At 50.7% G+C, this 11,994-nt stretch carries 11 protein-coding genes; 5 read left to right on the top strand and 6 right to left on the bottom strand.

All coding sequences use genetic code 11. The features are described 5' to 3' along the window. Nucleotides 1–7: 7 nt before the first annotated feature. Nucleotides 8–694: a phosphoglycolate phosphatase gene (locus tag EK22_RS18045; protein WP_036253283.1), complete on the bottom strand. Its 687-nt coding sequence runs from the start codon at nucleotides 692–694 to the stop codon at nucleotides 8–10. A gap of 149 nt (nucleotides 695–843) precedes the next feature. Between EK22_RS18045 and EK22_RS18040 the strand changes: the two genes are divergently transcribed. Then, nucleotides 844–1,716, top strand: coding sequence for a fumarylacetoacetate hydrolase family protein (locus tag EK22_RS18040; protein ID WP_036253202.1), 873 nt, complete (start codon nucleotides 844–846; stop codon nucleotides 1,714–1,716). A gap of 43 nt (nucleotides 1,717–1,759) precedes the next feature. Here EK22_RS18040 and EK22_RS18035 read toward each other — a convergent pair whose 3' ends face one another. Both EK22_RS18035 and EK22_RS18030 read right to left on the bottom strand, forming a co-directional pair. Beyond that, entirely contained in the window at nucleotides 1,760–3,199 is a 1,440-nt protein-coding gene (locus tag EK22_RS18035) for an ATP-binding protein (protein ID WP_036253200.1), read from the bottom strand. Next, the gene (locus EK22_RS18030; protein ID WP_020158815.1) at nucleotides 3,199–3,864 is read right to left on the bottom strand and encodes a response regulator; all 666 of its coding nucleotides are present in this window, start codon (nucleotides 3,862–3,864) and stop codon (nucleotides 3,199–3,201) included. The genes EK22_RS18035 and EK22_RS18030 overlap by 1 nt, the downstream gene beginning before the upstream one ends. 357 nt (nucleotides 3,865–4,221) lie before the next feature. Between EK22_RS18030 and hemW the strand changes: the two genes are divergently transcribed. From hemW to EK22_RS18015, 3 genes are all read left to right on the top strand, one after another. Next, on the top strand, nucleotides 4,222–5,364 hold the full coding sequence (gene hemW / locus EK22_RS18025; protein ID WP_200882623.1) for a radical SAM family heme chaperone HemW: 1,143 nt from the start codon (nucleotides 4,222–4,224) through the stop codon (nucleotides 5,362–5,364). Between the two features lie 248 nt (nucleotides 5,365–5,612). Next, nucleotides 5,613–6,248 carry an orotate phosphoribosyltransferase gene (pyrE, locus tag EK22_RS18020; protein WP_036253198.1) on the top strand — a complete coding sequence of 212 codons (636 nt, stop codon included), beginning with the start codon at nucleotides 5,613–5,615 and terminating at the stop codon, nucleotides 6,246–6,248. Between the two features lie 161 nt (nucleotides 6,249–6,409). Beyond that, complete coding sequence (locus EK22_RS18015) at nucleotides 6,410–8,356, top strand: dynamin family protein (protein WP_020158812.1); 1,947 nt, start codon at nucleotides 6,410–6,412, stop codon at nucleotides 8,354–8,356. A 69-nt stretch (nucleotides 8,357–8,425) separates the two neighbouring features. On the opposite strand, the gene trmB is transcribed toward EK22_RS18015, so the two are convergent. Genes trmB through aroG form a run of 3 tightly spaced genes read right to left on the bottom strand, consistent with a single transcriptional unit; the run spans nucleotide 8,426 to nucleotide 11,231 of the window. Further along, on the bottom strand, nucleotides 8,426–9,115 hold the full coding sequence (trmB, locus tag EK22_RS18010) for a tRNA (guanosine(46)-N7)-methyltransferase TrmB (protein ID WP_020158811.1): 690 nt from the start codon (nucleotides 9,113–9,115) through the stop codon (nucleotides 8,426–8,428). Between the two features lie 51 nt (nucleotides 9,116–9,166). After that, the gene (thiS, locus tag EK22_RS18005; protein ID WP_020158810.1) at nucleotides 9,167–10,144 is read right to left on the bottom strand and encodes a sulfur carrier protein ThiS; all 978 of its coding nucleotides are present in this window, start codon (nucleotides 10,142–10,144) and stop codon (nucleotides 9,167–9,169) included. A 16-nt stretch (nucleotides 10,145–10,160) separates the two neighbouring features. Then, the gene (gene aroG / locus EK22_RS18000; RefSeq protein ID WP_036253196.1) at nucleotides 10,161–11,231 is read right to left on the bottom strand and encodes a 3-deoxy-7-phosphoheptulonate synthase AroG; all 1,071 of its coding nucleotides are present in this window, start codon (nucleotides 11,229–11,231) and stop codon (nucleotides 10,161–10,163) included. Nucleotides 11,232–11,631: 400 nt separating this feature from the next. On the opposite strand from aroG, the gene EK22_RS17995 reads away from it, so the two are divergent. Then, nucleotides 11,632–11,994: DUF3450 family protein (locus EK22_RS17995; RefSeq protein WP_235209442.1), on the top strand; the 363-nt coding region annotated here is incomplete at its 3' end.

The raw sequence follows: 11,994 nt of genomic DNA, 5'->3' as shown, positions 1-11,994 counted from the left end.
GGTCTGTTTAACTGCGCCCTGCGCATTCGCTATAAAATAAATCGACAAGCTCGACAAGGGTCCGGATCTGATAATCGGCATTCAGATCCTCGACGCTGTATTTTCCCGCATAGCCGTATGCCACTGCGGCGGTCCTGAAACCCGCCGACCGTCCCGCCCGCACGTCGTTGATCGAATCGCCGACCATAAGGGCCTTTGCCGGTTCAATGTCAAAATGTTCCGCCGTCTTCAACAGCGGCAGCGGGTCCGGTTTCATTCTTGCGTACGAATCGCCGCAAGCGATGAAATCAAAATAGCCGGCCATGCCGGTTTTCACCAGCAACGGCTGCGTGAAACGCTTAATTTTATTAGTAATGCAGGCCAGTTTGAAACCTTTTTCTTTCAATTGCTGCAAGCCTTCCATGACGCCCGGATAAATGACGCTGCGCTCATAAACATGGGCTTCGTAAAAATCGCCGAACAAGGCCAGCGCTTCGGCCAGGTTTTCGGGATCGGCCGCGGGCGCCATCTGTCCCGTCAGGGCTCTTTTGATCAGCATGACCACGCCGTTGCCGACCCATTGCTCGACGGCGGCCTGCGGGTGCTGACGCAGGCCCAGTTCCGCCAGCATTTGGTTGATCGCATCGGACAAATCGGGCGCGGAATTTATCAACGTGCCATCGAGATCCAGCGCTATCAATCGAATCGGTGTCATTGGCAATCTTTTTTGGCCTGTCCGGCCGGTCCGTTCAAGGTCATGTTCGGGAAACAATATATTAAAATGATTAATTATATCTTTTTTTTGCCGCCAACTCTTCGTTATACAATAGCCGGCCCCCAAAATCATACAGGAAAGCAATACCGATGAAACTGGTGACCTTCACGCACAATAATAAAACCCGGGTTGGCGCGGTCGTTGATGAGGCCGTCGTCGACAGCCGGGCCGACAGCACCCTGCCGGCAACCATGATTGAATTTCTGGCGTCAGGCGCGGCAGGCCTCGCGGCCATGCGGCAGCTGATAGCCGGTGGCAGTCATCGCATCCCATTGAGTGAAGTCAAGCTGCAGGCACCGGTGCCGCGGCCCGGAAAATACCTGGCGATCAGCCTGAACTATGCCGATCATATCGAGGAAACCGGCTTCGAGAAACCCGAATTCCCGACGTTTTTCACCAAGCAAAGCAGCTGCGTGATCGCCCATAACGACGCCATCTATCGGCCCAAGGTTTCCGATAAACTCGATTATGAAGGCGAACTGGCTCTGGTTATCGGCAAGCGCTGCCGTCATGTGCCCGTCGACAAGGCTAATCAGGTCATCGCGGGGTTCACCATCGCCAACGATGTCTCGGTGCGCGACTGGCAGATCCGTTCGCCGACCTGGACCCTGGGCAAGTCGTTCGACACGGCAGGTCCTTTGGGCCCCTGGATCGTCACCGCCGATGAAATTGGCGATCCGCACAATCTGAATCTTAAAACCTGGATCGACGACGAACTGCGGCAGGATTCCAATACCCGGCACATGATTTTCAACTGCTACGAAATGATCGCTTACCTGTCGCAGGCCATGACCCTGGAGCCCGGCGATGTCATTGCCACGGGCACGCCCAGCGGCGTCGGCGTGAAAATGAAGCCACGAGGCTATATGAAGCCGGGACAGACCGCTAGAATCGAAATCGAAGGGATCGGGACTTTAATCAATCCGGTGCTTGAAGAGCCCGATGAGCTGACCGTGTATTAAAACCCGGGCATTGGGTAGTCGATTGACTGCCCAATGCCTGACCTTAACCGATGCTTTTTCTGCTATTGAAAAAACCCAGTTTTCTGGCCCGCCTTTTTTCATTCGGCTTCGGCGGCAGAGGGAACAGCACGGTGACTTTAAGACCGCCAAATTGAGATTCGCCCAGGGAAAGCTCAGCACCGTGAATCAGGGCGATGCGCTGGGCAATGGAAAAGCCCAGGCCGCTGCCTTTTGCGCTGTTGGCCGTCTCGATGCAGCGGTGAAACCGTTTTAACGCGACTTCATACTGCTCAGGCGCAATCCCGGGGCCTGAATCCTCGACACACAACATTAAATGCTTTTCCTGCCCCGATACGCTGATCCTGATCAAGCCATTGGCCGGCGTATATTTAATGGCATTATCGATCAGATTCCTGACCAGGATATTGATCAACTGGGCATTGCCGATAATCGGCACGGCGTTGTCCTCGATAAATTCCATGTGGATGCGTTTTTTATGCGCTTCCGGCTCCAGACTGGCGACAATTTGCACGACCTCCTGGCCGAGGACGGTCGTTTCCTTGGACAGGAATTCCGTGCCGGATTCAATGCGTGAGAATATCAACAATTGCTGCACCATATCGGTCATGCGGTTGACGCCTTGCTCTATGCGTCCCAGCGCCTGACGGCGCGTCAGCTCATCATCGGTCTTCAAGGCCACCTGTGCCTGGGTCAGCAAGCCGGCCAGAGGCGTTCTTAATTCATGGGAGGCATCGGCCGTGAACCGACGCTCATGCTCAAAAGCACGTTCAAGCTGGATAAACAGATTGTTCAGTTCGTTAACCACCGGCACGATTTCTATGGGCAGTTTCTTAATCGATATGGGCTTTAAATAACTGGCTTCGCGTTTGGCCAGCTGCTGCGTCAGCTGGCCAAACGGCTTTAACGCCCGCCCGACAATCAGCCAGATGGCCAGACCTAAAAACGGCAAACCGATAAGGAACGGTTTGATCAAATGCCTGGAGATATCATCCATCAACTCCTTGCGGATATCGTCCCGCTGGCCGACATGGATGATGTATTCATTGTCTTCCTCGGAAATGCTATACACATGCCACAGGTGATTGTTAATCACGGTCTTGCTATAACCATTAAGCGAGATCGATAAAGGCAGGGGCGGCGCGCTTTCGGAACGCAGAATCAGCCCTTCCTGCTTGTAGATCAGCTGAAAAGCCAATTTCCGTTCATAGCGGTGATTGAACACTTTGGTCGGCTCGAACATTTCCGATTTATCCAGATCCCACAGTTCATACAGGGAACCGGCATACAACAGATGGCCGACAAATGAATTCAGGGCGCGCGCGGATTGCGCCAGATCCGCATCAAAAAGCTCCGCGACTTCATTGCGAATCTGCTTGTAGCCTTTGTAGGCGGCGATACCCCAAATCAATAACAATGCGGAAAGCAGCGTAAACAATAACAGTTTTCGAAGCGAATAAGTCATCAATCTTCATCAATGTCAATAATATAGCCGACACCTCTGACAGTACGGATAATCGATGGCCCGAGTTTTTTTCTCAGGTAATGAATATGCACCTCGACGGTATTGCTTTCTATATCGGAATCCCAGGAGTACAGGCTTTCCTCCAGCCTGGACCGGGACACGACCTTGCCTATATTGCCCATCAAAAAACTCAGTATCTCGAATTCCTTTTGCGACAGATCCACCTTTTCGTCATTAAAAGTGACCTGATGCGAGGCCGGATCCAGCACGATGCCCCGGTGTTCAATCTTGGGCGCCCCCCGGCCTTCATTACGCCGGGCCAGCGCTCTCAAGCGCGCGCAGACTTCGTTTAAATCAAACGGCTTGATCACGAAATCATCGGCCCCGCTGTCGAGGCCCAATATTCTGTCAGGAATCGTATCCTTTGCCGTCAGAACCAGCACCGGTGTCTCGTCTTTACGGCTTCTCAAAGCCCGCAAAATTTCCAGCCCATTCATATCCGGCAAATTCAGATCCAACACGATCAATTCATAGGTGTTGACTTTCAAAGCCTCATCGGCAAGCTTGCCGTTAGTCAGCCAATCGACGGCATAACCTTCCATTTTTAAACCGGCTGTCAGGCCATCGCCCAATATTTCATCATCTTCAACTAATAAAAGCCGCATATACTCTCAATTCTAGATATAGTTAATAATCTTCCGAAACCCCGTGCGGGAGAAAACCGCCAAGCTTATGATCGATACTACAACCCTGTATAAATCCGGTTATTTGACTCACAATCCCTGCAATTGCTCCAACGTGCAAAAAATTTAACTGTACGGTTAATCAAGGCGCGGTCGAGCATGAAAAAATAAGGCCGGGAAAAACACTAAAAGTTCCCTTGATGAGCCTTCCCGACACGGTGAAAACTAGCAGATGCGTGAAAATAGCCATTCTCTGCATTGCTTCGTAAAATCCGCATCATCCATCGCTCTCGTATTAATGTTAAACTGCCTGTTTTTCACGCTGAATTAACGATTACTTTGCCACCTCTGAGCTTATACATCCACATTCCCTGGTGTATTAAAAAATGCCCTTATTGCGATTTTAATTCACATGCGGTTAAAGCCGATACGCCCGAAGTCGAATATATCGATGCGCTGCTGGATGATCTGACCATCGATATACAGCAGTATGCCGTTAACCGTCCCATCGGCAGTATTTTTATCGGCGGCGGCACCCCGAGCCTTTTTTCACCGGAATCCTTCCATCGCTTGTTGACAGGCATCGGGCAACAAGTTGCGCTGGCCGATAACCTTGAAATCACCCTGGAAGCCAATCCCGGCACCTTCGAAATCAACAAATTCGCCGAATTCCGGTCGCTGGGCATCAACCGCCTGTCGATTGGCGTTCAAAGCTTCAACGACACGCTGCTACAAAAACTGGGACGGGTGCATTCGGGCAAGGAAGCCCTGCGGGCGGCGGAATGCGCCCATCAGGCCGGATTCGATAATTTTAATCTGGACTTGATGTTCGGCTTGCCGGACGCCGGCCCCGATAGCAGCAGAACCGATATTGAAACCGCAATAAACCAGAATCCCACGCATATTTCCTTTTACCAGTTAACGCTGGAACCGAATACTTATTTCCATAAATTTCCGCCCAAACTGCCTGACGATGACGCTATCTTTAGCGCGCAAAAAGTCTGCCAGGCACTATTGGCCGATCGCGGCTATCAACAATATGAAGTGTCAGCCTACAGCCGGCCGGGTTTTCAATGCCGGCACAATCTGAATTACTGGCGGTTTGGCGATTATCTGGGCATTGGCGCCGGCGCCCACGGCAAACTATCGTTGGCATTGCCGGACCGGATCATACGCACGTTCAAGCCGAAAAGTCCGGAGCAGTACCTGCGCGATACCCATAAAAACGGCGGCTCCGACCCGATTGCCAGAAGGTATTTGCCTTTGGAATTCATCATGAACCATCTGCGCCTTAAACAAGGTTTTACCGCGGCCGGCTATCAATCAACCACTGGCCTTGCCGTTGACACGCTTGAGCCTGCCCTATCGGCCTGCCTGAAGCAGCATTTGCTTATCTGTCGGGATGATCACTATTATTGTTCGGAACAAGGCTGGAATTTTCTGGATAGCGTTCTGGAAAAATTCTGCTCTGCGCCGACCTGACAATCCAGCGACACATGTCGTCCGGCAGGCGGATTAAGCGCATGCCGGGGCAGATTCAGTTTTCCAGTTGCCTACCGATTGAGGAAAGCACTTAAATTTGTTTTATAATCTATCAATAAAACCGCTCACTGTTCCCTGTGGAGAAACAGTTTATCGCCTGACTTATGCTTAACAACTATAACGGCTCAATATTATATCTTCCTTAACCGAGCTTGCTATAAACCGCAACCCCTTCATTCCATAAACATATGCTTGATTATCAAAAAGACTTTATTTCCTACGCGCTGGATTGCGGCGTTTTAAAATTCGGCGAATTTCAATTGAAATCAGGCCGTATCAGCCCCTATTTTTTCAATACCGGCTTGTTCAATACCGGCGCCCAACTGGGCAAACTGGGCCATTTTTACGCGCAGGCCTTGCTGCAGTCGGGCCTTAAACCGGACATTCTGTATGGCCCCGCCTATAAAGGCATCCCTTTGGTCAGCGCCACCTCTATCGCTTATGCCGCATTAACCGACAGCGATATTCCTTTCGCTTTCAACCGCAAGGAGGCAAAGGATCATGGCGAAGGCGGCACGCTGGTCGGGGCACCACTGCAAGGCCGGGTGCTCATTCTGGATGATGTGATTACCGCCGGCACTTCGGTCAGGGAATCCGTGGAAATTATCAGGCAGGCCCGGGCAATACCGGCAGGCGTATTGATCGCGCTGGACCGACAGGAAAAAGGGCAAAATGACATATCCGCCATCCAGGAAGTCAGCGAACAATTCAATATGCCCGTTATTTCAATCATAACGCTGGATAATATTATTGAATATTTAACCACCAATGCCGGCGAACAACTGGATGCGATAAAAGAATATCAGCGCCTTTATGGTATTTAACTCATAAACCTTTATGGTACTTAACGCATAAAACATTAGTTATAGAAAAAAGATATCGGAACCTAACAGTTCCCCGGATATCGACTACACTTATTCAGAACCTATTTTCAATCTGATGTTTTAATAACAAAAAGAATTACGTTAGTAACAAAAGGCTTGCCATGAGTAATCTGGAATTTAAAGAGCAAATGCACGAATATTCGCAATGGCGTGCAAAACTGATACAGGCTATCGAGATGTATCATCAATGGCGTAATCGCTATGGCATGAACGATGCCCATAGTACGGATACTATTTTAAATATCCTGACCGGTCTGGAATCGGACCGCATTACCCTGGCTTTTGTTGCCGAATTTTCACGCGGCAAAACCGAACTGATCAATTCGCTGTTTTTTGCCGAGACCGGACTCAGACTGCTGCCCTCTTCGCCGGGCCGCACCACTATGTCGCCAACCGAGATTTTTCATGATGAAAAAGGCGGCAGCTATATTCGTTTATTGAATATTGAAAGCCGGCTTGAAGATATTTCCCTGGCCGAGTTTAAACACAAACCCGATCGCTGGCACCATATCGAGCTGGACTGCAACTCGCCGACCCAAATGCAGGAAGCCTTTAAAGAACTGGTCGCCACTAAAATGGTGGACCGCGAACTGGCGGACAAACTCGGCTTATGGAACGAACGCGAAGCGGCGGAGCAAGGCATCATAAATCCGGAAAAAGTGGAAATTCCCTGCTGGCGCCATGCCTTGATCAGCTTTCCTCATCCCTTGCTGAAAGAGGGCTTGGCGATTCTTGACACGCCGGGTTTAAACGCCTTGGGAACAGAGCCGGAATTAACCCTGAGCATGCTGCCCGGCGCGCAGGCCATTGTCTTCGTGATCGCGGCCGATACCGGCGTCACAAAAAGCGACCTGGAAATGTGGCGCAGCCATGTCTGCAGTACGCGCGGCTCCAGTAAACAGGGGCTGGCCGTAGTCATGAACAAAATCGACGCCATGTGGGATGACCTGGCCGGAGAAAATGGCTATGAAGCCTCCATTCAATCGCAGATCAAAACCTCGGCGTCAGTTTTAAAAATTAACGAAGATGCCATTTTCCCGATTTCCGCCAAACAAGCCCTGTTGGCTAAGGTTAAAAATGATGAAGCCTTATTCGACAGAAGCCGTTTGAGTGTCCTGGAAGGCTTTCTTGCCAATGATATTTTGAGGCAGCGGCGTAATATCCTGATGGATACCATCATTCGCGACATGGGTTTTCTGATCAGTGAATCGTCTAATTTAACAAGTTCGTCATTGGCTAATGCCATCAGTCAACTTGAGGAATTCAAGAAAATTGACTTTCACAATCAGGATATGACGGGCAAGTTAATGGCCGAAACCCGGGACAGACAAAATGTTTATCTGGCCAATATCGAAAATTTCCAGGCCAGCCGCCGGGTTTTCAGCGTTCAGGCCAAGATGCTGGTTGATTCATTCGCCAAGGAAAAGATTGATGCGATCATTAAAAGGACCAAGCATGACATGTCCAAGAGCCTGACTACGTATGGCATGAAACAAAACATCCGCAAGCTGTTCGATGAGTTGCGCGATCTGCTGCAGGATTCTGTCGATATCACCAATGAAACGCGCCGTTTAGTGAAGGCCATTCATAAAAAATTCAAGGACGAATACGGCTTTAAAGAGATCGAGCCGCAGCTATTTTCTATCAAGCAGTATCAGTTTGAACTGGAACAGATTTTTGAAGAAGGCGAGGCATTCCGCACCAGCACCAAAACGACCATGACCGAGCAGAGCATTGTCATCAACAAGCTTTATAACACGCTCATTTCCAGGGCCAGAAATATTTTAAATCAAGCCCATACGGATGCAATGATCTGGAGCAACAGTGTTTTGACCCCCTTGATGCATCAGATTAAGGACCATAAAAAGCAGATTGAAAGCCGCCTGCAAATGCTCAGAAAAATTAACGAGTCAAAAGGCAATGTGGCTGAAAGTATTGCCAACCTTGAAGCAGAGTTGGCGCCGCTGAAACGGCAACGTGATGAACTGGCGACCATCATCAAAGCCATGCAACTCGATGCGCATACCTTGGCAAAAGCTGACCGCTGAAGGTTTGTGTTTTTAAACGGGCCGGTCCGCCGCCGCTTCCGGCGTCGACGGACCAAATCAAGCCGTCCCTTAAACCCGCCTGAAAATCAGGTCCCAGACGCCGTGCCCCAAGCGCAGGCCACGCTGCTCGAATTTGGTTAACGGGCGATAGTCGGGGCGCTCGCAATAATCCGCCCCATTGCCGGCATTGATTAACCGGCTCTCCGCCGTCAAGACTTCCAGCATATGCTCGGCATAGTTCTGCCAATCCGTTGCCGCATGAAAATAGCCGCCGGACTTTAGTTTCTTGACCAGCAAATTGACAAAGCTGGGCCTGACGATGCGTCTTTTGTGATGCTTCTTTTTCGGCCAGGGATCGGGAAAAAACAAGTGCACCCCGGCCAGACTGTGATCGGCTATCTTATTCTCCATGATCTCTATGGCATCATGGCAATAAATCCTGACATTGTTAATCCCTTGGTGAGCCAGCTGCAGCATCAAATGCCCGACACCGGGCCGATGCACTTCGATGCCGATATAATTAATCTCGGGATTGGCGGCAGCCATCTTGGCCAGACTCTCGCCATTACCAAAACCGATCTCGACACAAAGGGGCGCATCACGTCCGAAAACTTCGGCAAAGTCGTAATCAGTTTGCGGGTCCAGTCCGTAAATGGCCCAGTAATTATCCAGCGCGAGCTGTTGCCCAGGCGTGATGCGGCCTTGCCTGCGAATAAAGCTGCGGATGCGTTGCGGGAAGTTTTGTTCAGGAGCAATCATGTCAACATCAATGCGGGTACCGCCCGGGCCGGACTTTGCCGCTCCGGCGAATCAGAAAAACAAACCATCAATAGGTGATGAGGCGGAAGCAAACCGCTTCCTGGGCATGCGTCCGGCCAGGAAGGCTTCACGGCCGGCCTCGATGCCTTTCTTCATGGCCGAAGCCATCAGTACCGGATTTTTTGCCGCCGCGATAGCCGTATTCATCAAGACGCCGTCACAGCCCAACTCCATGGCAATCGCCGCGTCAGAGGCCGTACCGACGCCGGCATCGACCAGAATAGGCACATTGGCGTTTTCGACAATGGTCAAAATATTGTAAGGGTTGCGCACGCCCAGGCCAGAACCGATAGGTGCCGCCAGCGGCATGACCGCCACGCAGCCGATCTCTTCAAGCCGTTTGGCGGCAATCGGGTCGTCATTGGTATAAACCATGACATCAAAGCCGTCCTTAACCAATAATTCAGCAGCGATATAAGTCTCGGCCACATCAGGAAACAAGGTTTTCTGATCGGCCAGCACCTCCAGCTTAACCAGCTTGTGACCGCCCAGCAGTTCCCGACCCAGGCGACAGGTTCTTACCGCTTCTTCGGCCGTATAACAACCGGCCGTATTGGGCAGGATCGTGTATTTATCCGGGGAAATGACATCGAGCAAATTCGGCTCGCCCGGATTCTGACCGATATTGGTGCGGCGGATGGCGACGGTCACAATTTGCGCGCCGCTGGCTTCAATAGCCATTCTGGTTTCTTCAAGATCCTTATACTTGCCGGTGCCGACCAGCAACCTGGACTGATAAGCCTTGCCCGCGACAACGAAAGAATCTTCCTGACCACCGCCAATGGCATGGACGATTTCCAGGCGATCATCAGCCTGTAGCGCCTGTGTGCCGTATTGATCAAACGGCAAAATTTCTTTATTCAATTCAACGGCGATTCTTCTACCCGCTAGCCCCATGTCAGCAATCACATCGGCTACATGCGTGTTTTCGGCAATCTCACGGGATTCGCCATTTACATAAACGATCATGTGTTCAAACTCCGGCTTAATTCTCTATAGTTCTGCGTTCCTGTACCGCAACGGCAAGATCTTTCAGCAACTGCACCGTATCTTCCCAACCCAGACAGGCATCGGTGATACTTTGTCCGTAGGTTAATTTTTGTCCCTTAACCACATCCTGCCGACCCGCTTTAAGATGGCTTTCAATCATGACGCCCATGATCCTGCGATCGCCGTTCGCTATTTGCCCGGCCACATCCTCGCCTACAATCAATTGGCGCTGACATTGCCTTAAACTGTTGGCATGACTGAAATCGATCATGATATTCGGCCTGAGATTGGCTTTTTGCAATCCTTCCGCCACCTTCTCGACACTGACGGCGTCGTAATTAGGACTATCATTGCCGCCTCTGAGAATGATATGTACATCTTCATTGCCCGTGGTTGAAAAAATAGCCGAATGACCTGCCTTGGTCAGCGATAAAAAGTGATGCGGGCTCATGGCCGCGCCGATCGCATCAATGGCGATCTTGATCGTGCCGTCGGTCGCATTCTTGAATCCGACCGGACAGGACAGACCGGAAGCCAGCTCACGGTGTACCTGACTTTCCGTGGTTCGGGCGCCAATAGCGCCCCAGGCAATCAAGTCCGAAATATACTGTGGGGTAATCAAGTCCAGATATTCCGTGGCTGCCGGTATGCCCGTAGCATTCAAATCAAGCAATAATTGCCTGGCAACGCGCAGGCCCTTGTTGATGTTAAAACTGGAATCAAGATCCGGATCGTTAATCAGGCCTTTCCAGCCAACAGTTGTGCGAGGCTTCTCAAAATAAACCCGCATCACGATCGACAAATCATTTTTTAATTCATCTTTAATAGCTTTCAGATGTCTTGCATATTCCTTTGCGGCATCCGTGTCATGAATGGAGCATGGCCCTACCACGACCAACAATCTGTCATCCTGGCCGGTCAGTATCTTGTGAATCTCTTCCCTTGCCCGCAGAGTGGTATGTGCCGCCGCTTCGCTGATCGGCATTTCATCATGCACCTGAACAGGCGCGATGACTTCTTGAGTGGCACAAATTCTCAAGTCGTCAGTGTTGTATTTTGTTTGCATGGGAGCTGTAACCAGGGTTTTTTAACCGGATTAAATCTTGTAACTTTTTATTTTAACTGTTTTTATCATCATTTTCTTAGTTTTTGCTAGCCGCTGTATTGACACGCGTTATTTTCAACCTTTTTATCTTAATTTAACTTGTCTAAAAATCTCTGCGCTATAATGCAAAGCGCTCTTGGATATACATCCAAAATCCGAATTCCCTATCTCTGAATCTGATGAATAGACGACGTTTTTGCCGGTTTTATCCCTTTGATAAACCGCCCAATATCAGCCCAATTGAATTTGCATGGGCTAAAAATACAGACAACTTGATGCTGATTTAACCACTTGATTTGATGTAAAATATTTCCAAGGTCGCCATGTGGCCTTTATTTTAATACGATCATTTGGACTATCTATGCTTATTTCTTGCCGACCCCCTTCCTGCCTGGCCGCGGCTATGCTGGCGCTATGCGCGCTGGCCGCGCCCGGCCAGGCCGTCAGCGCAGCGGGCGCCGCGAGCACCGCACCCCAGGCCGAGGCGCCCGGCGCCCCGGACCACCCGTTGCTGGCCCAATACCGCGCCGTGTCCCGGCAAACGGCGGCCTTGACGATTTACAACCGGCATCTGCAGGACCTGCTCGCCTCGCAAGCGCAGGAAAAAACCTCGCTGGAACAACAACTGAAGGACATCGAGGTGACCAAGCAGGAGATTGTGCCGCTGATCCTGCACATGCTCGACAGTCTGGAGCAGTTCGTGCGCATGGACCTGCCTTTCCTG

This window comes from Methylobacter sp. BBA5.1, from assembly GCF_000746145.1.
Lineage (GTDB): Bacteria > Pseudomonadota > Gammaproteobacteria > Methylococcales > Methylomonadaceae > Methylobacter > Methylobacter marinus.
The sequence above is the reverse complement of the archived record's forward strand: the minus strand, read 5'-3'. Positions and strand labels throughout refer to the sequence as shown.

Excerpts from the sequence above, each read along its gene's own strand:
- aroG (WP_036253196.1), bottom strand. The coding sequence starts at position 11,231 with ATGCAAACAAAATACAACACTGACGACTTGAGAATTTGTGCCACTCAA.
- thiS (WP_020158810.1), bottom strand. The coding sequence starts at position 10,144 with ATGATCGTTTATGTAAATGGCGAATCCCGTGAGATTGCCGAAAACACG.
- trmB (WP_020158811.1), bottom strand. The coding sequence starts at position 9,115 with ATGATTGCTCCTGAACAAAACTTCCCGCAACGCATCCGCAGCTTTATT.
- EK22_RS18035 (WP_036253200.1), bottom strand. The coding sequence starts at position 3,199 with ATGACTTATTCGCTTCGAAAACTGTTATTGTTTACGCTGCTTTCCGCA.
- EK22_RS18030 (WP_020158815.1), bottom strand. The coding sequence starts at position 3,864 with ATGCGGCTTTTATTAGTTGAAGATGATGAAATATTGGGCGATGGCCTG.
- EK22_RS18015 (WP_020158812.1), top strand. The coding sequence starts at position 6,410 with ATGAGTAATCTGGAATTTAAAGAGCAAATGCACGAATATTCGCAATGG.
- EK22_RS18045 (WP_036253283.1), bottom strand. The coding sequence starts at position 694 with ATGACACCGATTCGATTGATAGCGCTGGATCTCGATGGCACGTTGATA.
- pyrE (WP_036253198.1), top strand. The coding sequence starts at position 5,613 with ATGCTTGATTATCAAAAAGACTTTATTTCCTACGCGCTGGATTGCGGC.
- EK22_RS18040 (WP_036253202.1), top strand. The coding sequence starts at position 844 with ATGAAACTGGTGACCTTCACGCACAATAATAAAACCCGGGTTGGCGCG.